Origin of the sequence: Acinetobacter sp. A2 (assembly GCF_048537555.1) — a bacterium.
Lineage (GTDB): Bacteria > Pseudomonadota > Gammaproteobacteria > Pseudomonadales > Moraxellaceae > Acinetobacter.
Genome location: NZ_CP183239.1, coordinates 1,916,789 through 1,940,847, shown reverse-complemented (window position 1 = coordinate 1,940,847; position 24,059 = coordinate 1,916,789). Strand labels below are relative to the sequence as shown.

Genomic DNA, 24,059 nt, shown 5'->3' with positions numbered 1-24,059 from the left:
CATTGAATGAAAAAAGTAAAATCACAAAAATAATTACAACTATTTTATGAATTTATAGTGAATATATAAGAAAATAGTCGGGTCAATGCCAGCTTTTGATTCAATCTTGACGACAATTCCATTACAATTATCGGGTTTTGAAATTCATGCCTAGATATACAATTAATTAGAGGACGTATCTGTGAGCAAAGAGACTATCATCGCCCTACACGCAGAGCACCAAGGTCGCTGGAAAAACCGTGAAGAAATCGCGGAACGTATGATTGCTTTACTCGGTCAGTTGTACCGTGAAAAAAATATCATGGTTTCAGTATTTGGTCGTTCTTTAGTTAACCGTTCTGTGATCCAAATTTTGAAAGCACACCGTCGTACTCGTATGATGGATGTAGAACTTTCAGTTGTTCACACATTCCCAATTCTTGAAGCTTTAACCAAAGTAGAGAACATTGGTTCAGCAGAAGTTGACTTGGGTAAACTTGCTGTTGAATATAAAGAAAAAGGCGGCGATGTAGATGCATTTGTTGCAGACGCTGTGAAATCTTTAGCAGGTAACCCAACAACAGTAGAAAGCAAAGATGTTGTTCTTTACGGTTTTGGTCGTATCGGTCGTATTCTTGCACGTTTAATCATTGGTCAATCAGGTCTTGGTCGTGGCTTAAACCTTAAAGCTATTGTGGTACGTAAATCATCTGACGGTGATTTAGAAAAACGTGCATCTTTGCTACGTCGTGACTCTATTCACGGTCCGTTTGCAGGCACTATTTCTGTAGATGAAGAAAATGAAGCCATTATCGCAAATGGTAACTTCATCAAAGTGATCTATGCATCTAACCCATCTGAAGTAGATTACACAGCTTACGGCATCAACAATGCTTTAGTCATTGACAACACAGGTAAATGGCGTGATGCAGAAGGTCTTGCTCAACACCTTCAATGCCCAGGTGCTGCACGCGTAATTTTAACTGCACCAGGTAAAGGCGACATGAAGAACGTGGTTTACGGCGTAAACCAAGCTGACATTCTTGATGAAGATACCATTATTTCTGCAGCAAGCTGTACAACGAATGCAATCACACCAACTTTAAAAGTGTTGCATGACAAATACACTGTTGTGAATGGTCACGTTGAAACTGTGCACTCATTTACCAATGACCAAAACTTGATTGATAACTACCACAAGGCAGATCGTCGTGGTCGTGCGGCAACTTTGAACATGGTTATTACTGAAACTGGTGCAGCAAAAGCAGTTGCGAAAGCATTGCCTGCATTGCAAGGTAAATTAACAGGTAACTCTGTACGTGTTCCAACGCCAAACGTATCACTTGCTATCTTGAACTTAACGCTTGAGAAAGAAGTAGATCGTGAAGAAGTGAACGAATATATTCGTCAAATTTCAATTCACTCTAACCTTCAAGGTCAGATTGGTTATACCAACTCGACTGAAGTGGTTTCAAGCGACTTCATTGGTTCACGTACTGCGGGTGTATTTGACGCGCAAGCAACCATTACTTCTGGCAACCGTTTAACTGCTTACGTTTGGTATGACAACGAAGTGGGTTATAGCTGTCAAGTATTACGTATCGCTGAGCAAATGGGCGGCGTAAGTTATCCAAAAATTCCTGCTGAAACAAATGCATAATTTGTAACATCAGAATTTGAAAAAGAGCCTTTTTAAGGCTCTTTTTTTATACATTTTTTCTATGCTTAAAGCGTATGATAGATATTTGAAGTTTTAGCAAAATAAGTTATTCTAAACTTACAAAAATAAAGTCTATGTTTAAAAGTAAGCTTGATTTTTAATTCAACTTTTAAGGTCAATCTACACAAGGATTAAGTTATGCAATATGCCAGCAGTCATGTACTCGGACAAGTCCTTGCCAAAGATTGTCCATCTCGTATTTTGTTAGAACACCTTGCCAATAAATGGTCGATGTTGGTGCTGCATTGTTTGAGTGAGGGTTTACATCGCTTTAGTGAGTTAAGACAGCGCATTGAAGGGGTGAGTGAAAAAATGTTGGCACAAACCCTGAAAATTTTAGAACAAGATGGTTTGATTTTACGCACTGTCTATCCAACCGTACCACCTAAAGTGGAGTATCAACTTACATTTGAAGGTTCACAAATTGCAGAAAAAGTTAATCAGTTGATTGATTATTTAGAAAAAAATATCAATCAGACTCTGTCAGAATAATTATCTTTCTTGCTGTCTAAAATCATAACGATCAATCAATAAAATACCTACGGCAAATATTAAAATACTCGCTACACAGCCCATCCAACCCCAGTGCTGCCATGCGTAGACCGCCGTCAGAGAACCAAGTGCTGCACCAGAAAAATAAATGGTCATATATACGGCATTAATACGTGAGCGTGCGGTGGCATCAATTCGATACACCAAGTTCTGATTCAGTACGTGAAATGCAGTGAGGCCAAAATAACTCATCAATACGCCCACTGCATAAGCCACAATATTCTGCTGCGCAAAAAAGAGTGGAATGCAAGAAAACAACATCAAACTGATACAGAGCATAGCGACAAAATTTTCATGTCCTTTGCCTACCGTTTTACCTGACCAGCTCGAAGAAAAAATGCCTATTACACCCAATAAGCCAAAAAGCCCGATTTGAAAATCACTAAAATGATAAGGTGGATTGGCCAAGACAAAAGTCATGGAAGTGAAAACTAAAGATAAAATGGCAAAGCCTAAAGCACCTGCGCAGGCTCTGCGAATTAAATGTGGCTGGGTGGTGGCCAATTGTATTAGAGAACGATAAATAGCTACCACGGTCAAATTTTTATTGGCAGTTGTAGAAGGTAGCTTTTTCCACATCAGCCCTGCAAACAGTAGGGTGATTATGCCGCTACTTAAATAAACACCTTCCCAAGACCAAAAGGTCGAAACAAAACCAGCAAAGGTGCGCGATAAAATAATACCCATCACCAAACCACTCATCAGTTTACCTACAATGGCAGCACTCGATTCGGGTGGACTAATGCTTGATGCAAAAGGAATTAAAACCTGTGCGGAAATCGCACCAAATGTGGCACATACCGTAAAGAAATACAGCATGGTTAAATTGCTGCTAAAGGACAGTAAAATTTGTGAGAGTGCTGCAAAGACCATCAAACTCACAATCAATTTTCTTTTATTGAGTAAATCGCCCAAAGGCACAAGTAACATTAATCCTAAACCATAGCCGATTTGTGCAAGTACTACTGCAAAACCTGCTTGGCTGGTGCTGATGCCTAAACTTTTTTCAATTGAATAAATCAGCGGTTGGTTAAAATAAGCAGAGCCTGCACATAAACCACATGCTGTTGCCATCAGTAAAATAAATTGAGGAGATAAAGCAGTTGTTGTGGTTGCAGAGTCAGACATAAATGCAAGTAAAACAAAAAGGGCGGATGCACTATAAGAATTTAACCTAAGAAGGAGAAATAAGAAAAAACGATCACATGATTGTTAAAATAAATCAGTGATTTTGACGTTCCTGATATAAAAAGCCTGAGTTGATACGATTGCATAAATATAATTCGAGAAATTTTCTAAAATATGGCAGAATATACGGCTTTTAAAGTTTTAGAGGATTGGCAAGATGCGCTTTGTTGATGAAGCAGTCATTACCGTAGAGGCTGGCGACGGTGGCAATGGCGTAGCCAGTTTTCGCCGAGAAAAATTCGTACCATTTGGTGGACCAGATGGTGGTGATGGTGGACGTGGCGGCAGTATTTATGTGCAAGCCGACGACAACGCAAGCACCCTTGTAGATTATCGTTATACCCGTAAATTTCGCGCTGAACGTGGTAAAAATGGTTCTGGCGCAAACTGTGCTGGTCGTGGCGGTGAATCTGTTGTATTGACAGTACCAGTGGGAACGACCATTGTAGATACCGACTCTGGCGACATCATTGCAGACTTAGTCGAAAGTGGTCAGAAAGTATTGGTTGCACAAGGTGGAGATGGTGGTTTAGGGAATACGCACTTTAAATCATCGACCAACCGTACCCCGCGTAAATTTACGCATGGTACCAAAGGCGAGTTCCGTGAAATTCGTCTGGAGTTGAAAGTACTTGCGGATGTTGGCTTATTGGGTATGCCAAATGCGGGTAAGTCAACGTTCATTCGTGCTGTTTCTGCGGCAAAACCAAAAGTAGCCGACTATCCATTTACCACCATGGTGCCAAATCTGGGTGTGGTGGATGCAGACCGTCATCGTTCTTTTGTGATGGCCGATATTCCGGGGCTAATTGAAGGTGCGGCTGAAGGTGCAGGTCTTGGTATTCGTTTCTTGAAACACTTGGCACGTACCCGTATTTTGCTACACATTGTTGATGTTCAGCCTATTGATGGCTCTGACCCAGCGTATAATGCCAAAGCAATTATGGAAGAATTGAAAAAATTCTCTCCAACTTTGGCTAAACTGCCAATGGTGTTGGTGTTAAATAAACTGGATCAAATTCCTGAAGATTCACGCGAAGAGTGGTGTAAACACATTCTGGAAGAATTGCAGTGGGACGGCCCTGTATTTAAAACTTCAGGCTTAATGTCTGAAGGTACTCAGCAAGTGGTTTATTACCTGATGGATCAAATTGAGCAACAACGCGAACGTGAAGTTGAAGATCCTGACTATGCTGCAGAAATGAAAGCATTCCGTGATCAGTTAGAAGCTGAAACACGTGAACAAACCATTGCCGCGAAAGAAGCGTATCGTGAGATGCGCCGTCAGCAACGTCTTGCAGGTATGTTGGGCGATGACGACGAAGACGATGATGGTGAAGATGGCGATGTAGAAGTGTACTACGTACGCTAAGCGCTACAAAAAGTGACTGAGGACAGGATGATAGAAGTGGTAGATGGGCAACGTCAGCTCAAGGGTTGTAAACGAATCGTTGTTAAAATCGGATCATCTTTACTCACAGCCAATGGGCAAGGTTTAGATTTAGATGCGATCTCGCATTGGGCGGGACAAATTGCAGATCTACACAATGCAGGACACGAAATTATTTTGGTGTCATCGGGAGCTGTGGCTGAAGGTATGGTGCGAATGAAACTAGAACATCGACCCACTGATCTACCCAGTCTTCAGGCATGCGCTGCCATTGGTCAAATGGGACTAATTCAGACTTGGTCAAGTGTGTTGGAAAAACACCAAATTCAAACGGCACAAGTACTTTTAACGCATGATGATCTGGCAGATCGTCGTCGTTATTTAAACTCATGTGATGCTTTGCAGAACCTGATTGAATGGCGTGTGATTCCTGTCATTAATGAAAATGACACAGTCTCTACCGATGAAATTCGTTTTGGCGATAACGACACCTTAGCTGCAATGGTAGCAGGGCAAGTGCATGCAGACTTACTGATCATTTTGACTGATCAGCAAGGCATGTTTGACTCTGACCCACGTTCTAACCCAAATGCAAAACTGTTCCACACTGTACGTGCTTTAGATGAAAGTCTGTTTGATATGGCAGGTGGTGGTGGTAAGTTTGGCCGTGGCGGTATGCTGACCAAAGTTCGTGCGGCACGTTTAGCGGCTAAATCGGGCTGTCCGACGTTGATTGCCAGTGGTGAAAGTGACAACGTACTTGCGCGTTTAATGGCGGGCGAATTGTTGGGTACTTTATTTATTACCGATAATGACCGTATTGCCGCACATCAACAATGGTTGGCAGCACATTTACAAACAGCAGGACGTTTGGTGATTGATGATGGTGCAGTCAAAGCCATTAAAGAAAATCATCGCAGTTTATTGCCTGTGGGTGTAAAAGCCGTAGAAGGGCATTTTGACCGTGGTGATGTGGTGGAATGTGTAGATACGCAAGGCCATCGTGTGGCAGTTGGACGTGTAAACTTCAGTTCACGCTCTGCAGACTTAGTCAAAGGTTTGGCATCCGACAAAGTGCATCAAGTCTTAGGTGAAGCACGTTCACTGGAGATGATTCACCGCAATCACATGGCAATCTACTAAATTTGGCTTGCATTTTAAGCTTTGAATTAAGTTTAAGTTTTAAAAAATCCCGCTTGGTTTGCCTCGCGGGATTTTTATATGCTCAGATGATTCGAGTAAATGAATCTTGATGAGCTGTTTTAGGTAAATTCAGATTTTTATTTAAACTGAATCGTTCCATTTGCATTGACGGTAATTTTAGATTCACCCGCCGCCATATCTTGATCAGCTACAGCCGATTCCGCGACTGCAAATTTAGCCATACTCGCGCGCATCACAGGTTGTGGGAAATAAGAATTAGTATTCAGGTTTAAATTCACCAAGTTATAGCCCGATTTATTCCAAGCCTGACTCAGCATTTGCGCACGTTGCTGGAAGTTTTTAGAGGCTTCTACCATTAACTCATTTTCAACTTTTTTACGCTGCGCATCCGACACGCTAAAATTAATTGATTGGGTTTGGAAGTTTTGTTGTAGTTCGCTAACCAATTGGCTTGCGGCTTTAAAGTCGGTGCTTTGTACACGTACTTCGGCACGACCACGCCATTCTTTTAACTTACGGCTGTCATTGTCGTAAATTGGATAGGTGGTCTGTGAACCTGTTTCAACTTTCACTTGTGGATACTTACGTGCCGTTGCAATGGCTTGGCTCATTAACTGATTGATTTGCGATGCCAACTCTGCAGGTTGTTTGTGACTTTTTTCAATATACAGTACTGCATGCATTTGATCGTTTGAAACTTCGCGTGAAGCTTCAGCTTGTACATTGACGATATTGTAATTCAGTGATTCATTTTGCTGTGCAAATACCGTACTGGCAGCACCAGCAGCCAAGAGCGTAGCAGCGAGAGAAAGTAAGCGCATATTCTGACCTATTGTTCAAATTATCGGAAATTTTGGAGATGATTTGTCTGCATTAAATAGTAACTTTGCTTTGTGAGGATTTTTAGTCGAAATTGTGGTGGCTTTGTAAAATTTCACTATAAAATTGCAGTAAATTCAGATTTATAAAATTCAATAAAAATAATGATCTATACTATTTTGAAAATAAATGCTGCACGGCTTGAGAGATTGCTCAAAAGAAAGTATAAAGGAATAGGAAAGAGTTAATTTTTCTTTCCTTTGTCACAATGTAAGATGATAATTCAATCGAATCATCTGCAAGATATGTTTTTTCGATGAAATTAGGCAATATTTGGGTTAAACCTGTTTATTTTCTAGAAAAATTAGGTATTATCCCGCTTCCTAGTCTTGAAGAACAAAACTCTATCTCGCTAGATCAAAAAAGCACCGAGTCAAAGGACCGCAAGTCACCAGACTTATTTCTTTCAACCCATATCAGAGATGGTAATTCGATATGAGCGTTACTTCTGTAAACCCTGCCAACCATTCCACAAACGAATACTACTTGACTCGCCAAAGTCAGATGGAATCGAATGTGCGTAGTTATCCTCGTAAATTACCGTTAGCGATAGCGAAAGCACTGGGTTGTTGGGTTACCGATGTTGAAGGTACTGAGTACCTAGATTGTTTGGCTGGGGCAGGGACCTTGGCATTGGGTCATAACCATCCTGCGGTGGTTCAAAGCATCCAAGACACTTTAGCGAGTGGTTTGCCATTACACACCCTAGATTTAACGACACCTTTGAAAGATGCTTTTACTGAAGCGTTGCTTTCACACATGCCTGGCGGTCAAGAAGAGTACTGCTTACAGTTCTGTGGTCCTACAGGTGCAGATGGCACTGAAGCTGCAATTAAACTGGCAAAAACCTACACCGGTCGTAGTTCAGTGATTAGCTTCTCAGGCGGCTATCATGGTATGACTCATGGTTCATTGGCCATGACAGGTAACTTGTCTGCAAAAAATGCAGTCAATGGTTTAATGCCTGGTGTTCAATTTATGCCGTATCCGCATGAATACCGTTGCCCAATTGGCATTGGTGGCGAAGCGGGTGTAGATGCATTAACGTATTATTTTGAAAACTTTATTGAAGATGTAGAAAGCGGTGTCACTAAGCCTGCAGCTGTAATTCTTGAAGCAATTCAGGGTGAAGGCGGTGTTGTGACTGCACCAGTAAAATGGTTGAAGAAAATCCGTGAAGTGACTGAAAAGCACAACATCGTTTTAATTCTAGACGAAGTACAAGCGGGCTTTGCACGTTCAGGCAAAATGTTTGCATTTGAACATGCAGGTATTGAGCCAGACGTGATTGTTATGTCTAAAGCTGTTGGTGGTGGCTTGCCATTAGCTGTACTTGCTATTAAACGTAAGTTTGACGCATGGCAGCCTGCAGGTCACACGGGTACTTTCCGTGGTAACCAATTGGCAATGGGTACTGGTCTTGTGGTGCTTAAAACCATTAAAGAACAAAACTTGGCACAAAACGCACAAGAGCGTGGTGAGTTCCTTCAAGCTGAATTGAAAAAATTAGCGGTTGAATTCCCATGTATTGGTAATGTTCGTGGTCGCGGTTTAATGATTGGTATTGAAATTGTAGATGAACGCCAAGAAAAAGACCGTTTAGGTGCTTATCCAGCAGATTCTCAATTGGCTGCTGCTGTTCAGGCCGCATGTTTTGACAACAAACTATTGCTTGAAAAAGGTGGTCGCGGTGGTACGGTAATTCGTTTACTTTGCCCATTGATCATTACACAAGAAGAGTGTGTAGAAGTTATCGCTCGCTTCAAGAAAGCAATTGCTGAAGCGTTAGTCGCAGTTCGAGGCGCATAAGTTTATGGTAGATTTTGCAGAACATCGTAAAGCGTTACTCTGCAATGATGCTCAATCCATTGCTGACTACAGTGCAGCAATGGAACAAGCGACTCAAGCAGTCGCGGCATGGTTGCAAAATGACAAAATGTACACAGGCGGCAGCATTAAAGAATTGCGTGAAGCGATTGCTTTCCAGCCGTCTAAACAGGGTTTAGGTGTACAAAAGTCATTGGAACGCATGGTAGAGCTTTTCTTAAACAAAAGTTTAAAAGTTCATCATCCACATTCTTTGGCGCATTTGCATTGCCCAACCATGGTGGCAAGCCAAATTGCAGAAGTGTTAATTAACGCAACCAACCAATCTATGGACTCATGGGATCAAAGCCCTGCTGGTTCATTGATGGAAGTACAGCTAATTGACTGGTTACGTCAAAAAGTTGGCTATGGCGCAGGTCAGGCAGGTGTGTTCACATCAGGTGGTACACAGTCTAACTTGATGGGTGTGTTGTTAGCGCGTGATGCTTGTATTGCGAAAAACTGGAAAGATGAAAACGGTAATCCGTGGTCTGTTCAGCGTGATGGTGTACCAAGCGATGCAATGCGCAACGTAAAAGTCATTTGTTCTGAAAATGCACACTTCTCTGTGCAAAAGAACATGGCGATGATGGGTATGGGCTTCCAGTCGGTTGTTACTGTACCTGTGAATGAAAATGCACAAATGGACGTGGTTGCGCTTGAGCAAACCATGGCACATTTAAAAGCAGAAGGTAAGATTGTTGCCTGTGTGGTTGCAACTGCGGGTACAACCGATGCAGGTGCGATTGATCCACTCAGAAAAATTCGTGACATCACCAATCAATATGGCGCGTGGATGCATATTGACGCGGCTTGGGGTGGGGCATTAATTCTTTCTAACAGTCATCGTGACATGCTTGATGGTATTGAGTTGTCAGATTCTGTAACACTTGATTTCCATAAGCATTATTTCCAAACAATTTCGTGCGGTGCGTTCTTGCTGAAAGATGAAGCGAACTATCGTTTCATGCACTATGAAGCAGAATATTTGAACTCTGCGTATGATGAAGAACACGGTGTACCAAACCTTGTGTCTAAGTCACTACAAACGACACGTCGTTTTGATGCATTGAAACTTTGGATGACTATTGAAGCCTTAGGTGAAGAGCTCTACGGTTCAATGATTGACCATGGTGTGACCTTAACTCGTGATGTTGCTGACTATATTAAAGCAACGGCAGGTTTAGAGTTATTGGTTGAGCCTCAGTTTGCTTCTGTATTGTTCCGTGTTGTGCCTGAAGGTTATCCTGCAGAGTTCTTAGATAGCCTGAACCAAAACGTGGCAGATGAATTATTTGCGCGTGGTGAAGCTAATATTGGTGTAACCAAAGTAGGCAATGTCCAATCATTGAAAATGACGACGTTAAGCCCTGTTGCAACATTAGACAACGTGAAGAACTTACTTGGTTTGGTCTTAACTGAAGCAGAACGTATTAAAGATGCAATTGCTGCAGGTACATATACACCAGCAATTGACTAATGGCTGAATTACAGCAATTTTGATCAAATACAGCAAAAGAAGTCACTACGGTGGCTTTTTTTGTGCCTATTGTTTAGCGAGCGTAGAACGGGGCTAAAAATGTTTTGTTAATTTGAGTGTAATAAAAGAGTTCATCGTAGATTCTTCAATGGTTTTAGGCGTATTTGTCATAGAAAATAATTAGAATTGATGAATAAAACAGCAAATATTTCAGAAAAATTCATGAAAAAAGATGACATTGGCATGAATTATTACATTTTAAAAATAAATTTAAGAAAAAAATGAGCACAATAATATTTTATTACATATTGATTTTTAAGGAAATTAAAATAAATCAATGCAGAAAAGGCAAATATAACCAAAGCGTAACAAAGTTGTAACATGGCTGTCATATTATAAAACCACAATGCAGTTATCGAAATAAGTACAAAACTTAATAACAAGTGACGTACTCCGAACTTGCATACATTGAGAGAGAACAGAATGCGCTTTACAAACATCGCCATTGCTTTAGCCGTATCTGCAGCAGCTGTAACAACAACTGCAAACGCAGCTCGTGACACCATCCAAATCGCGGGTTCTTCAACCGTTCTACCATACGCAAGTATTGTAGCAGAAGAATTTGGTAATACTTTCCCACAATTCAAAACTCCAGTTGTTGGTTCAGGCGGTTCTTCAGGTGGTTTGAAGCAGTTCTGTAACGGTGTAGGTGATAACACAATCGACATCGCGAACTCTTCTCGTAAAATTAAAGATTCAGAATTAGCAGCTTGTAAAAAAGCTGGTGTTAACCAAGTTTTAGAAATTAAAATTGGTTACGACGGTATCGTATTTGCATCAAATGCAAACAAAGCAGCTTATAAATTAAAACCTTACCACGTGTTTGCAGCAATTGCAGCTGAATTACCATCTAAAGGTAAAATGGTTGCTAACCCATATACTCGTTGGAACCAAATTGACAAAACACTTCCAAATGAGCCTATCACTTTAGTTATTCCAGCATCTAACCACGGTACACGTGAAGTGTTCCAAGAAAAAATGGTTGATGCAGGCTGTGAAGCTTACTCAGCAATTAAAGCTTTAGACAAAGATGCGAAGAAAAAAGCATGTACATCTTTCCGTAAAGATGGTCGTGTAATTGAAATTGCGGGTGACTACACAGAAACATTGGCTCGCTTGAAAACTTCTCCAAGCGCAGTAGGTGTATTTGGTTTAGGCTTCTATGACCAAAACCGTGACCGTTTACGTGTTGCAACTGTAAACAACGTAGCACCGTCTGAAAACACAATCTTAAATGGTTCTTACCCTGTATCACGTCCATTGTTCTTCTACGTGAAAGGTGAGCACCTTAAATCAATCAAAGGCTTACCAGAGTTTACTGAATACTTCTTGAGCAAAAAAGTATCTGGTAAAGGTTCTAAGTTAGACAAAGCAGGCTTAATTTCTATGTCTGACAAAGAGCGTGCACAAGTTCTTGCTAACTTCAAAGCTGGTAAAGCGGTTAAGTAATTTGAGTTAAAACAGCTGATGGCAGGGATGACCTGCCATCGGCTTTTTGCTAAGAAATGTTTTTTCAAAAACGAAATTGAAAAAACAGTGGAGAATACATGAATCTGCTACTCATAGGTGTGTTATTGGCCATTATCGCCATAGCCTATCAAATCGGGTTAAGCAAGAGCCGTAACCTAGCAGGTAAGGGAAATAACTCTGCAATGTTACATTCACGCCCAGGATATTATGGTGCGTTGGTAGCATTATGGTGTGGTATCCCTGCTTTTTTAATTTTGATTGTTTGGAACTTGGTTGAACCAAGTATTCTAGAGCAAGTGGTGTTAAATAATGTGCCTGCGCACATTGCTGCTGGTCTAGATCCTGCAAGTACCAGTGTTTTGGTTGATCGTGTACAAGCGATTGCTTCTGGTTTTGGTGTAAGTGATACACCAGCTGCTTATGAAATTGCAGCAGCAGAGCAATTGTCTAAAGTAGCAACGATTGGTTCATACGCTAAACTTGCGGTTGTTATTTGTGCGGCTTTATTTGGTCTGGTGTGGGCAAAGAAACGTGTTTCACAACAATTCCGCGCACGTAACCAAGTTGAAAAAATCATCAACATTTCTTTGGCATTATGTTCTGGTGTCGCGATTCTGACTACAGTCGGTATTGTGATGTCTATGTTCAGTGAAGCAATGCGATTCTTTAGTTTCGTTAGCCCACTGGATTTCTTCTTTGGTACTGTCTGGAACCCAGGTTTTAGTACATCGGGTAGTGCAGACGGCAGTTATGGTTTATTGCCATTGCTGTGGGGTACCTTAATGGTCAGTGGTATTGCCTTACTTGTTGCAGTACCAATTGGCTTAATGATTGCAATTTATCTAGCAGAATATGCATCTCCTAAATTCCGTGCTTGGGCAAAACCAACCATTGAAGTTTTAGCGGGTATTCCAACGATTGTATATGGTGTATTTGCCATGATGATCATTGGTCCGTTCTTAAAAACTGCAGGTGCCTTAATTGGACTCGATATTAATGCCACTAGTGCATTAACTGCAGGTCTGGTCATGGGTATTATGATCATTCCATTTGTATCTTCATTGTCTGATGACATTATTACGCAAGTGCCGCGTGCGCTACGTGATGGTTCTTTAGGCTTGGGTGCAACCAAATCTGAAACCATTCGCCGTGTGGTTATGCCAGCTGCATTACCAGGGGTGATTGGTGCGTTCTTACTTGCTGCGTCACGTGCGATTGGTGAAACCATGATTGTGGTGTTAGCTGCAGGTAATAGTCCTTTACTACACGCAAACCCATTAGAGGCGGTATCTACGGTTACGATTACGATTGTCAACCAATTAACAGGTGATACAGATTTCGCAAGTCCGCAAGCATTGGTTGCTTTCGCACTTGGCTTGACCCTGTTCGTGATTACCTTAGGTTTGAACATTGTTGCACTATACATCGTGCGTAAATATCGTGAGCAATACGACTAATGAGTACTTCAAATACATCGTCTTTGGATCAGTTAGATCCACAAGCTGCTGCCGAATTACGTGAACAACGTAAAAAGACTATCGCCAGTTCATTGGGTAAGCGCCATCGTAAGGAAAAAACTTTCCGTATTATGGGGCTGTCGGCAGTTATCGCAGGTTTATTCTTTGTCGTGTTGCTTTTTGGCAGTATTTTGGCCAAAGGCTTGCCAGCATTTTGGCAAAGCAGCATGAGCCTTCCAATTTATTTCGATCCAGCAGTTGTGAATGTAGGTCCAAAACCGAAAGCAATTGCAGGTGAGTCACCAGCCCAATACGAAGAACGTATGATTGCGTGGCAAACTGAAATGGGCATGGTCGATTGGGATGCCCTCATTGTGAACGGCATTATTGCTAAAGATAAAGCGCTAGAAGCACAGCGTGATGATCTTGGCTATTTATATACCAGTTCTGAAGCGTACCGTGTACGTGACATGGTGTTGGCTGATCCATCACTGATTGGTCAAACCAAAGATGTTAAAGTACTTGCAGATGCTAACGTAGATGTATGGTTAGAAGGTAATATTGACCGTAGCCTGCCAGATGAGCAGCAACAGTTAAGCCCTGAAGTACGTCAATTGGCAGACAAGTTAGAGTCACAAGGCATTATTGAAAGTACATTCAATACCAACATTTTTGTTAGCCCAGACTCACGTAGTTCTCCTGCAACATCTGGTTTGGCGGGTGCATTCATGGGTTCTTTATTCATGATGCTAATTGTGATCTTTATTTCGATTCCAATTGGTGTGGCATCGGCAATTTACTTAGAAGAATTTGCGCCAAAAAATGCCATTACTGATATTATTGAAGTGAACATTAACAACTTGGCTGCTGTACCTTCTATTGTGTTCGGTTTGTTAGGTGCTGCCATCTTTATTGGTTGGATGCACTTACCATTGTCTGCACCGTTGGTGGGTGGTTTAGTGTTAAGTTTAATGACTTTACCAACCGTAATTATTACCACACGTGCATCGTTAAAAGCAGTGCCACCGTCTATTCGTCAGGCAGCTTTAGGTTTGGGCGCATCGCGTTTACAAACTGTGTTCCACCATGTACTCCCACTTGCATTGCCGGGTATTTTAACGGGTGCAATTATTGGTGTCGCACAAGCTTTAGGTGAAACTGCACCATTGTTATTAATTGGTATGAGTGCCTTTGTTGCCAGTGTACCAGCAACTCCATTTGATCAATCTACTGCGTTACCTGTGCAAATTTTCTTATGGCAGGGTAATGAAATGCGTAACTTCTTTGAAGGACGTACCGCTGCAGCCATTATCGTATTGCTTGCGTTAATGATTGGCTTGAACAGCCTTGCAATCTGGTTACGTAAGAAGTTTGAAGTACGCTGGTAATTGAGGGCAGAATATGAATACTGTAGCAAGCACAGAAAAACCAAATTCCTTAGAACAGGATAAACAAGTGAATCCACAGCAAAGCCAATTTACATCTCCAGATGTAGAACAGAAGCAATCATCAACTTCGTTTGTTTCACAGTTTGATACACAAGCGTCTAGCAAAAAAGAAGCTAAGTCTTCAAATGTGAAATTAAGTACCAATGATGTGCATGTGTACTATGGTGAATCTGAAGCAATCAAAGGTATTGATTTAAATATCTATGAAAATGAAGTGATTGCATTTATTGGTCCATCTGGTTGCGGTAAATCTACTTTCTTGCGTACTTTAAACCGTATGAACGACACCATTGATAGCTGTCGTGTAACGGGTAAAGTGATGTTGGATAACCAAGACATTTATGATCCTAACCTTGACGTCGTATTATTACGTGCGCAAGTTGGTATGGTGTTCCAAAAGCCAAACCCATTTCCAAAATCAATTTTTGAAAACGTAGCCTATGGCCCTAAACTGCATGGTTTAGCGCGCGATAAATACGATTTGGAAGAAATTGTAGAAAACAGTTTGCGTAAAGCTGGTTTGTGGGATGAAGTGAAAGACCGTTTGAATCAACCAGGTACTGGTTTGTCGGGTGGTCAGCAACAACGTCTTTGTATCGCACGTACCATTGCGGTAAGTCCAGAAGTAATTTTAATGGATGAACCATGTTCGGCACTTGACCCAATTGCAACGGCAAAAGTAGAAGAATTAATTTCTGAACTTTCTACTCAATATACAATTGCAATTGTAACGCACTCTATGCAACAGGCAGCACGTGTATCTGACCGTACTGCATACTTCCATTTGGGTGATTTGATTGAAGTGAATGCAACTGAAAAAGTATTTACTCAGCCAGACCATCAATTAACAGAAGCGTATATTACAGGTCGTTTTGGTTAATTTTCAAAATCTGTATAAAAGGACCGCAAATCAAACCGATTTGCGGTTTTTTTATGACGAATGTTTAGTACCTAGCATGATTTTGCTTTTGCACAAATTAAACGGTAATGAGATTTAAAATCGATTAAATTAAGCAAATCAACAAGGTGATATTGAATTTTTAAGTTCAGCCCTCATCTTAAGCTAAGCACAAATAAAATTGAGAATTGCGGATCTATGTTATTTCATTTACCTAAATTACCTGCCGAAATTCGTATTAGCCATTTAAATGCGCGAATTAACGAACAACGAAAAAAAATTGCGCAAACTACGGCATCTAAACTTGAGTTATTGCAACTTAGCCAACAAATGGCACGTGAAGCACGAGCCCGTAAAAAGAACAATCAAAAAATTTATGTACTTGACTTTAAAGGCGATACAGCCGCATCAGCAGTAGAGCAATTACGTGAAGAAATCACTTTGGTTTTGGCAACAGCAAAAGCAGGTCGTGACCGTGTGGTGGTGCGCCTAGAAAGCCCTGGTGGCATGGTACATGGCTATGGACTTGCTGCTGCTCAATTGGTGCGTTTACGTGATGCAGGATTTCATTTAACCATTTGTGTCGATAAAGTTGCGGCAAGTGGTGGCTATATGATGGCATGCATTGGTTCAGAAATTGTGTCAGCGCCATTTGCCATTTTGGGTTCTATTGGGGTAGTGGCACAAGTACCGAACTTTAATCGCTTGCTGAAAGAAAAAAATATAGATTTTGAGATGTACACCGCAGGTGAATATAAACGCACCGTGACCATGTTTGGTGAAAATACCGCAGAAGGCAAAGCAAAATTTGAACAAGAGTTGCAGCAAACCCATATTCTGTTTAAGCACTTTGTTGAAAAGTACCGCCCACAACTGAATGTTGAAAAAGTCGCAACAGGTGAGCATTGGTATGGTCATGATGCTTTAGATTTAAATTTGGTGGATAAACTACAAACTTCAGATGAGTACTTACTGAGCTTATTGCCACAGCATGATATTTATGTAATTCAAACTCGTAAAAAACCAACATTGGGTGAAAAACTGGGTTTACAAGCAGCACAAATGGCAGACAGTCTGATTCCAGCTGTAATGAATAAACTGGTGGATAGCCTAAGCAAAGCCAATAGTAGTTTGCTGCAAATACGTGATCCGAAACTGTAATAGCGATCATCTAACTTCTAAGTTTGATCTAAAAATTGCGCTCATTGAGCGCAATTTTTTTATTCATATTTTATAAAAAATTAAAGTTTTTAGGTCTTTGATTTAAGCATCTTAATTTTCAATTCAGCTTGATGCGATATCTTGGTAATAAGAAAAAAACACCTAGCCATGTTGAATATGCAAACAAATATTGTGCCAGCGAAGCAATCAACATCTACAGATTTAATGATTCGTTTTTTACATATGGTGATGCTACTGAGCTTTACAGGAGCATATCTAACAGGCGATGTGGAAGAATGGCATCAGTTGCACATGGCTTTTGGTTACACTTTGGGAATTAGTTTAGCTTTACGAATAGTGTGGCAGGTGTTGAGTATGTTGAACAGTAGACAGCCAACAGGGATTTCAAGACGTTTAGGCATGGTCCAACAATTTATAAAACGCTATTGGAAACAGCCACAGCAGTATTTTTCACTGCAGTTTTTAAAGTCGGGTAGTTCCAGTGCGTTTCAATTTAGTATTTTGTTGATTTGGTTAGCATTGCCTTTAACTGTGTTGGCTGGATTTTTCACCGATTATACCCAAAGTCATACCTTAAAGGAGGTGCATGAATTTGCTGCAAATTTATTCTTAGTTGCAGTGTTGGTGCATTTAGCAAGTTTAACTTTAAGCAGTGTATTGTTTAAAAAATGGCTTGCCAAAACCATGTTTTGGGGTTCAGGTAAACCCGCAGTATTCACAGTGCTGGTCTGGATGATTTCAGTTGCAAGTTTAGCTGGTTTTTGGTGGTGGTATTGGCAATAAATTTGGATTTAGTCAGCAAGGGTATTCTGTTATGGGGTGTGTTTCTTGATTAAGTAGAAACAGCCCATGAGTATTGCCCCTATTGTCGCTAAAAGCATATCCATGTGTGCATCCCAAATATCCCCTTGCTGTCCGTTATAATTTTCAGCATCTTCTGGTGATAAGCCAAGCGCAATGAGCCATTCCAGCCATTCATAAATCAAACTGCTTGCCATGACAAATTGAATGACCAAAAGATATAAAACTATCGGTTTATTTTTTGGAAACCAGATTTCAAACAAACGTAATAAAACAGGGTAGAGCAAAATCCCATAAGTCAAATGCACAAAGCGGTCATACATATTGCGTGACCAGCCCATGCTTTGATCTAAATTAAAGCCAAAGCTGTGCAAAATCCAATTATTATAGGGCACATAAGAATACAGATAATGTGCCCCGATAATGTGAATCAGTAAAAATATTAAATACAGCACAAAACTGGAAAAGCTCAGTCCTACTTTTTTAAAGGCAATCAGCAAACCAGCCATCATAAAAACTGTGCCTGCCTGATGCAGTAAATATGACTCAAATTCCAGTGGTTGAATACTGGCAGCAAACATGGCGAGTACGACCAAGCCTAAAGCGCAGTAATGTTTAATGTGGAATTGATTTTCCATGTGGATTTTGATTTGGGAGATTTATTTTATTCTAATAAAAATGCGAAGCCGAAGCTTCGCATTTTTGTATTCGGGTTATTGCTATACAAACTAGATTTTAGAAATAAGATCAGCAACTTGTTTAGCTTGTTCAGCAGCATTACCTATATAAGTTGCAGGAGTCATTTCCGCTAAACGTGCACGGTCTGCTGCAGGAACGCCTTCTAACTCGTTACCATTTACAAAATCGACCATCATGTCACGTGTCATGGCTTGACCACGAGTCAGGGCTTTTAGTTTTTCGTATGGTTTTTCGATGTTATAGCGACGCATAACGGTTTGAATTGGTTCAGCCAATACCTCTTGTGCATTGTCTAAATCTTCAAGAATACGTTGAGCGTTCAATTCAAGTTTGCCAATACCTTTTGAGCAAGCTTCAAATGCGATCAAGCTTTGTGCAAAACCAACACCCATGTTACGTAGAACAGTCGAGTCGGTTAAGTCACGCTGCCAGCGAGAAATTGGTAATTTTTCGCCCAAGTGCGCCAAGACTGCGTTAGCAATACCTAAGTTACCTTCAGAGTTTTCAAAGTCAATTGGGTTAACTTTATGTGGCATGGTTGAAGAACCCACTTCGCCTTCTTTAAGTTTTTGCTTGAAGAAGCCAAGTGAGATATAACCCCAAACGTCACGGTTAAAGTCGATCAGAATGGTGTTGAAACGACGTAATGCATCAAACAATTCTGCCATGTAGTCGTGTGGCTCGATTTGTGTGGTGTATGGGTTAAATGTTAAGCCTAAAGACTCTACAAATGCTTGAGAATGTGCAGGCCAGTTGATTTCTGGGTAAGCAGAAAGGTGAGCGTTGTAGTTACCTACGGCACCATTGATTTTGCCCAAAAGCTCAACTTGTTTGAACTGTTTGATTTGACGAGCAAGACGATACGCCACGTTCGCCATTTCTTTACCCAAAGTAGTTGGGCTTGCAGTTTGACCGTGAGTACGTGACAACATTGGTTGATCAGCATGTTTTTCTGCCAATGAAACAATTGAGTCAATGATTTGCTGCATAGCTTCAATCAATACTTCACGGCCATTTTTAAGCATTAAAGCATGTGACAAGTTGTTAATGTCTTCTGAAGTACAAGCAAAGTGAATAAATTCCCCCGCATTTTTCAACTCATCAATGTTGGCAATTTTTTCTTTTAAGAAGTATTCAACCGCTTTTACGTCGTGGTTGGTGGTGCGTTCAATTTCTTTAATGCGGTTGGCATCATCTTCAGAGAAGTTTGCAACAATTGCATCTAATGCCGCATTGGTTGCAGCACTGAACGCAGGTACTTCAGTAATTTCTGGACGATTGGCAAGCGCTTGTAACCAACGCACTTCAACAGTCACACGAGCATGGATTAAACCAAACTCAGAGAGGAAAGGGCGGAGTGCATCACATTTGCTTGCATAGCGCCCATCTAATGGAGAAAGTGCGGTTAAAGCGTTCATATCGATTCCTTAAACTTTGGAATTAAACCTAAAACAAAAGCGTGTTCAGCATGGTTTAAACCACCTGATACTGTAAACGCGCCAGATCTTGAATATCACGTAATAATTTACGTTTGCTAAATATCATGCCCCATGAGCTGCCACCAAGTTGACGCCACAGGTGTGCCATTTGTAAGCCTGTAAAAAGCGAAGCACGAATTCGATTGGTATGTGCAGAATCTTTAAATGCCTCTGCATTGCCACGTACCATAATGCGCGGGTTAATTTGTCCTGCTGTGTCTACATAGGTTTGCGCTAAATTGGCAATAATACTGGGATGCAAATAGTTATTATCAAAAAATGAGAGTTGTTTTAAAATTTTTTGCTGTGATTGTTCAATGATTTCAACGTATTTGGGGTTGCTATAGACTTTCTTTTCCAATTGCAGCAATGCCATAGCATAAGACATGGGCAATTTGGCATTCGATAACTTGGGTAAACGCGATTTTGGCGCAGTATTGAAGGGTTGGTTGATGCTGCTTTCTAGCGTTTTTAAACCCAGCGAAATATCGGCCAAGTGATTAAAAAAATCCAGTGTTTGTGAGCTTTTGTTATGACTTGGACGAATGTTTAAACTGGCTTTAATCAATTGCTCAAAATAAAAGTTACCGCTATCGCCAATACTTTGTCTGCCTGTTAGTGCGGTCATGTGCGTAAGCTGAGTGGCTTGGAACACACCCGCTAATGCCAAAGCACGATTTTGGCGAACATTCAGAGTTGGAGACTGTTGAAACGGTAACTCTGTCATCCGGAACAATCCTTAAATAAAATCTGGTTTTGGTGCGTTGGTATGGTGAATGACACCGCCGCCTAAACACACTTCGCCCGAGTAGAATACGACACTTTGACCAGGAGTTACGGCACGCTGTGGTTCATCAAACTCGACACGTACGCCACCAGGTAAATCAGCATCATTGAAGATCACGCAATCTTGATCATCCTGACGGTAACGGGTACGGCAAGTACAACGGAAACCCGTTGCAGGAATTTCCTGTTCACCAGCAACCCAATCCACAGCTTCGCTCCATAAAATGGTGCTTTGCATAAGTGGATGTTCATGGCCTTGACCAATCACCAAGCGATTGTTTTCAATATCTTTGTGCAGCACAAACCACGCACCTTCGGCAACACCTTTTAAGCCGCCAATGCCAATCCCGCCACGTTGACCGAGCGTATAGTACATTAAGCCGTGATGTTCACCAACCTCTTTGCCGTTGTCTAAAACAATTTTTCCAGCTTGTGCAGGTAAATATTGTTTTAAAAAATCATTAAAGCGACGTTCACCAATAAAACAAATACCTGTTGAGTCTTTTTTCTTGGCGGTGACTAAATCTAGTTCTTCGGCAATTTTTCGGACTTGTGGTTTTTCAATTTCACCCACAGGGAACAAGGTTTTGTTAATTTCACGACCATGTACCGCATGCAAAAAATAAGTCTGATCTTTATTTTTATCTAAACCACGTAACAGTGGGGCGTAGGCTTCGCCTTTAGAGTTGTACTGCGTTTCACCACGACGAGCGTAGTGACCTGTGGCAATAAAATCTGCACCCAAATTCATGGCGTGATCTAAAAAGGCACGGAATTTAATTTCTTTATTGCATAGAATATCTGGGTTTGGTGTACGTCCTGCAGCATATTCGGCAAGAAAATGCTCAAAGACACGATCCCAATATTCCATAGCAAAGTTGGCTGTATGCAACTTAATACCTAGTTTATCGCACACTGCTTGCGCATCGGCAAGGTCTTCCATTGCGGTGCAATATTCGGTGCCGTCATCTTCTTCCCAGTTTTTCATGAAAAGACCTTCAACCTGATAACCTTGTTGAAGTAGAAGTGCAGCAGAAACAGATGAATCTACACCACCTGACATACCGACGATGACACGTTGTTGCATAGGATTAGGCATCCAAACTTGAAATTAGGGGAGAATTTTGGTGCTCGTAAATGAGCGATAAAGGGTAAGACTGACCACTGAGCGCATCTTGAACCGCTTTCATTACCAGTGGACTACGGGCACGTGCAGATTCAGCCAGTTCGTCTGCAGACATCCACACAGTACCGATAATGTCTGAATCGAGCTGAGCTTGCGCATCATGTTGCAGCGATTCGGCTAAAAAGCAGAAACGGTAATAGGTGCGGTCAGGAAACATAGGAGGTGTATAGCTATAAATACCCAATAAGGCATTAATTTTGACCTGATGCCCAGTTTCCTCCATGGTTTCACGCACTGCAGCTTCAATTAAGCTTTCACTAACTTCAACATGCCCTGCAGGTTGATTAAACACGCTATGCGTCACACCTTCTGTATGTTCTTCAACAAACAGGAATTTTCCGTTTTTTTCGATAACGGTGGCGACGGTAACGTGAGCAGTCCAAGCGGTCATTGAAAAGCACCATGGGGTAAAACGCATATTCTACAAAATTTAGGGGGATGTGGCTATGTTGAAAGGGGATTTCTTTAAAACTGTAAATCTAGGTTGATGTTTCAGTTCAATGCATAGACCTGCAAAATCCCCCACAAGAAAGTGTGTTTGTAGAGGGGCATTTTATTGATAATTCCCTGCAACCTTCACATAGTGCCGTGCAGAATAAGGTAAAAACTCTTTTTCCTTGTCAGTTAAAGGACGAACTTTTTGCACAGGACTACCCACGTACAAATAACCACTTTCTAAACGCTTACGCGGTGGCACTAAAGACCCTGCGCCAATCATCACATCATCTTCAATAACGACATCATCTAAAACAATCGTATTGATGCCCAATAACACCCGATTACCAATGGTACAGCCGTGTAACGTTACACCATGTCCAACGGTGACATCTTCGCCAATAATTAGCGGAGAACCTTCAGGTTTGTCGGCTTTTTTATGGCTGACATGCAGCATGGCATGATCTTGCACATTGGAGTTTTGACCAATCCGAATATGATTAACATCGCCACGAATCACGGCAAAAGGCCAAACCGATACATTGGCAGCCAAATGCACATCACCTATCACAATAGATAATTCATCTACATAACAACTTGCGTCAACTTTTGGGGTGTGGTCTAAATAGGCACGAATATTTTTTTTCATGATTGACACATCTATAGCTTATAAATTCAGGATTAAACACAGTATAAAATAAAAAAGCACACATTCGGACAATGTGTGCTTCGCTTTAGTCTAAGCTGAAAATCTTAGAATAAATTACTAAAGAACTGTTTGATATGGTCTAACATACGTGCAAAGAAGCCTGCTTGTTCAATATCTTGCAAAGCAACCAATGGTTTTTCTGCAATCACTTTACCGTCTAAAGTTGCCACATATTTACCAATGACTTGACCTTTTTTCAAAGGAGCAGTCAATTTAGGCTGAACCACCAATTGTGTTTTGATTTGGTTGGCTTTGCCTTTAGGCATGGTCACGTTAAAGTTTTCTGGTAAACCAATTTGAGCTTCTTTACTTTTACCGTACCAAACTTTGGCTTTTGCCAAGACTTGGTTGGCAGGTTGAACACGTACAGTTTCGTAATTTGCATAACCCCAAGCCAATAATTCACGTGTTTGTGTTGCACGTGCTTGCATGGTTGGTGCACCAAAAATCACCGAAATTAAACGCATTGGACCACGTTTAGACGATGTAGTTAAACAATAACCTGCTTCATTGGTGTGGCCTGTTTTTAAACCATCTACACTTGGGTCTGTATACAACAGGGCATTACGGTTGCCTTGTTTAATTCCATTAAAAGAAAATTCTTTTTCAGAATAGATTGGATAATACTTTGAACTGTCGTGGATGATGTGCTGTGCCAAAGTCGCCATATCTTTTGCGGTAGATAAGTGACCTTCTGCAGGCATACCTGTAGAGTTCATAAACTGGGTGTTGCTCATGCCAATACGCTTGGCTTCTTCATTCATCATGTGAACGAAAGTGCCTTCGTTGCCTGCAATGTGCTCAGCCATGGCTTTAGAGGCATCATTGCCTGATTGCACAATAATACCGCGTAGCATTTCAAGTACAGTGGCTGTGCCATTTAAAGGAACGTACATACATGATTCTGTACTGCTACCACGACACCATGCAGATTCATTCATGCGGACTTGTTCATCTTCCGTGAGTTCACCCTTTAATAACTTTTGTTCAATGATGAAACTGGTCATCATTTTAGTCATAGAGGCAGGGGCGAGTTTTTCGTTTTCATTTTTTGAAGCTAAAATTTGTCCCGTCTCATAATCCATCAAAACGTATGATTTGTTATTGAGTTCTGGTGGTGTGGCTAAGACAGTTGCTGCATAAGAAAAGCTTGGTAATAGTAATAATGCAGCAAGGGCGCTTTTTCGGGTCATTCTAAGGGGTTCCAATACTTGATGTATGCACAAAGAGCT

General features: G+C 41.1%; 21 protein-coding genes. 12 read left to right on the top strand and 9 right to left on the bottom strand.

What is annotated here, in order from left to right:
* The first annotated feature begins 181 nt into the window (after window positions 1-181).
* Window positions 182-1,639: a glyceraldehyde-3-phosphate dehydrogenase gene (locus tag ACNS8M_RS09190; protein ID WP_168418170.1), complete on the top strand. Its 1,458-nt coding sequence runs from the start codon at window positions 182-184 to the stop codon at window positions 1,637-1,639.
* Between the two features lie 198 nt (window positions 1,640-1,837).
* Window positions 1,838-2,191, top strand: a complete 354-nt coding sequence (locus ACNS8M_RS09185; protein ID WP_168418171.1) for a winged helix-turn-helix transcriptional regulator — start codon at window positions 1,838-1,840, stop codon at window positions 2,189-2,191.
* Here ACNS8M_RS09185 and ACNS8M_RS09180 read toward each other — a convergent pair whose 3' ends face one another.
* On the bottom strand, window positions 2,192-3,379 hold the full coding sequence (locus ACNS8M_RS09180) for an MFS transporter (protein ID WP_168542126.1): 1,188 nt from the start codon (window positions 3,377-3,379) through the stop codon (window positions 2,192-2,194).
* Window positions 3,380-3,596: 217 nt separating this feature from the next.
* Here ACNS8M_RS09180 and cgtA point away from each other — a divergent pair, with 217 nt between their 5' ends.
* A complete protein-coding gene (gene cgtA, locus ACNS8M_RS09175) occupies window positions 3,597-4,811 on the top strand; it encodes an Obg family GTPase CgtA (RefSeq protein WP_168418173.1) in 1,215 nt (404 codons plus the stop codon).
* Between the two features lie 27 nt (window positions 4,812-4,838).
* Window positions 4,839-5,972 carry a glutamate 5-kinase gene (gene proB / locus ACNS8M_RS09170; RefSeq protein ID WP_168418174.1) on the top strand — a complete coding sequence of 378 codons (1,134 nt, stop codon included), beginning with the start codon at window positions 4,839-4,841 and terminating at the stop codon, window positions 5,970-5,972.
* 137 nt (window positions 5,973-6,109) lie between these two features.
* Here proB and ACNS8M_RS09165 read toward each other — a convergent pair whose 3' ends face one another.
* Window positions 6,110-6,814 carry an SIMPL domain-containing protein gene (locus ACNS8M_RS09165; RefSeq protein ID WP_168460074.1) on the bottom strand — a complete coding sequence of 235 codons (705 nt, stop codon included), beginning with the start codon at window positions 6,812-6,814 and terminating at the stop codon, window positions 6,110-6,112.
* Between the two features lie 493 nt (window positions 6,815-7,307).
* Here ACNS8M_RS09165 and ACNS8M_RS09160 point away from each other — a divergent pair, with 493 nt between their 5' ends.
* The 8 genes from ACNS8M_RS09160 (at window position 7,308) to ACNS8M_RS09125 (ending at window position 17,516) form a co-directional block, all read left to right on the top strand.
* A complete protein-coding gene (locus ACNS8M_RS09160) occupies window positions 7,308-8,681 on the top strand; it encodes a diaminobutyrate--2-oxoglutarate transaminase (RefSeq protein ID WP_168542146.1) in 1,374 nt (457 codons plus the stop codon).
* A gap of 4 nt (window positions 8,682-8,685) precedes the next feature.
* Window positions 8,686-10,218, top strand: a complete 1,533-nt coding sequence (locus ACNS8M_RS09155) for a pyridoxal phosphate-dependent decarboxylase family protein (RefSeq protein ID WP_168525713.1) — start codon at window positions 8,686-8,688, stop codon at window positions 10,216-10,218.
* Between the two features lie 483 nt (window positions 10,219-10,701).
* Entirely contained in the window at window positions 10,702-11,727 is a 1,026-nt protein-coding gene (locus tag ACNS8M_RS09150; RefSeq protein WP_168418178.1) for a substrate-binding domain-containing protein, read from the top strand.
* A gap of 98 nt (window positions 11,728-11,825) precedes the next feature.
* Window positions 11,826-13,205 (top strand): phosphate ABC transporter permease subunit PstC, encoded by a 1,380-nt coding sequence (gene pstC, locus ACNS8M_RS09145; protein WP_019837665.1) that lies wholly within the window; start codon window positions 11,826-11,828, stop codon window positions 13,203-13,205.
* Window positions 13,205-14,593, top strand: coding sequence for a phosphate ABC transporter permease PstA (pstA, locus tag ACNS8M_RS09140; RefSeq protein ID WP_168460072.1), 1,389 nt, complete (start codon window positions 13,205-13,207; stop codon window positions 14,591-14,593). Before pstC ends, pstA begins: the two co-directional genes overlap by 1 nt.
* Before the next feature lie 13 nt (window positions 14,594-14,606).
* On the top strand, window positions 14,607-15,533 hold the full coding sequence (gene pstB, locus ACNS8M_RS09135; RefSeq protein ID WP_096901086.1) for a phosphate ABC transporter ATP-binding protein PstB: 927 nt from the start codon (window positions 14,607-14,609) through the stop codon (window positions 15,531-15,533).
* A gap of 216 nt (window positions 15,534-15,749) precedes the next feature.
* The gene (gene sohB / locus ACNS8M_RS09130) at window positions 15,750-16,712 is read left to right on the top strand and encodes a protease SohB (RefSeq protein ID WP_168460071.1); all 963 of its coding nucleotides are present in this window, start codon (window positions 15,750-15,752) and stop codon (window positions 16,710-16,712) included.
* 177 nt (window positions 16,713-16,889) lie between these two features.
* Window positions 16,890-17,516 carry a cytochrome b/b6 domain-containing protein gene (locus ACNS8M_RS09125; RefSeq protein ID WP_168525719.1) on the top strand — a complete coding sequence of 209 codons (627 nt, stop codon included), beginning with the start codon at window positions 16,890-16,892 and terminating at the stop codon, window positions 17,514-17,516.
* 29 nt (window positions 17,517-17,545) lie between these two features.
* On the opposite strand, the gene ACNS8M_RS09120 is transcribed toward ACNS8M_RS09125, so the two are convergent.
* From ACNS8M_RS09120 to dacC, 7 genes are all read right to left on the bottom strand, one after another.
* The gene (locus tag ACNS8M_RS09120) at window positions 17,546-18,172 is read right to left on the bottom strand and encodes a DUF2238 domain-containing protein (RefSeq protein WP_419224762.1); all 627 of its coding nucleotides are present in this window, start codon (window positions 18,170-18,172) and stop codon (window positions 17,546-17,548) included.
* Window positions 18,173-18,262: 90 nt separating this feature from the next.
* Window positions 18,263-19,651, bottom strand: a complete 1,389-nt coding sequence (purB, locus tag ACNS8M_RS09115; RefSeq protein WP_168525723.1) for an adenylosuccinate lyase — start codon at window positions 19,649-19,651, stop codon at window positions 18,263-18,265.
* A 55-nt stretch (window positions 19,652-19,706) separates the two neighbouring features.
* Window positions 19,707-20,438, bottom strand: coding sequence for a high frequency lysogenization protein HflD (gene hflD / locus ACNS8M_RS09110; RefSeq protein ID WP_168418184.1), 732 nt, complete (start codon window positions 20,436-20,438; stop codon window positions 19,707-19,709).
* A 12-nt stretch (window positions 20,439-20,450) separates the two neighbouring features.
* The gene (gene mnmA, locus ACNS8M_RS09105; protein WP_168542152.1) at window positions 20,451-21,584 is read right to left on the bottom strand and encodes a tRNA 2-thiouridine(34) synthase MnmA; all 1,134 of its coding nucleotides are present in this window, start codon (window positions 21,582-21,584) and stop codon (window positions 20,451-20,453) included.
* Between the two features lie 4 nt (window positions 21,585-21,588).
* The gene (locus ACNS8M_RS09100; protein WP_419224761.1) at window positions 21,589-22,074 is read right to left on the bottom strand and encodes an NUDIX hydrolase; all 486 of its coding nucleotides are present in this window, start codon (window positions 22,072-22,074) and stop codon (window positions 21,589-21,591) included.
* 162 nt (window positions 22,075-22,236) lie between these two features.
* Window positions 22,237-22,767 carry a gamma carbonic anhydrase family protein gene (locus ACNS8M_RS09095; RefSeq protein WP_194558785.1) on the bottom strand — a complete coding sequence of 177 codons (531 nt, stop codon included), beginning with the start codon at window positions 22,765-22,767 and terminating at the stop codon, window positions 22,237-22,239.
* A gap of 104 nt (window positions 22,768-22,871) precedes the next feature.
* Window positions 22,872-24,020: a D-alanyl-D-alanine carboxypeptidase PBP5/6 gene (dacC, locus tag ACNS8M_RS09090; protein WP_168460053.1), complete on the bottom strand. Its 1,149-nt coding sequence runs from the start codon at window positions 24,018-24,020 to the stop codon at window positions 22,872-22,874.
* Window positions 24,021-24,059: the final 39 nt, after the last annotated feature.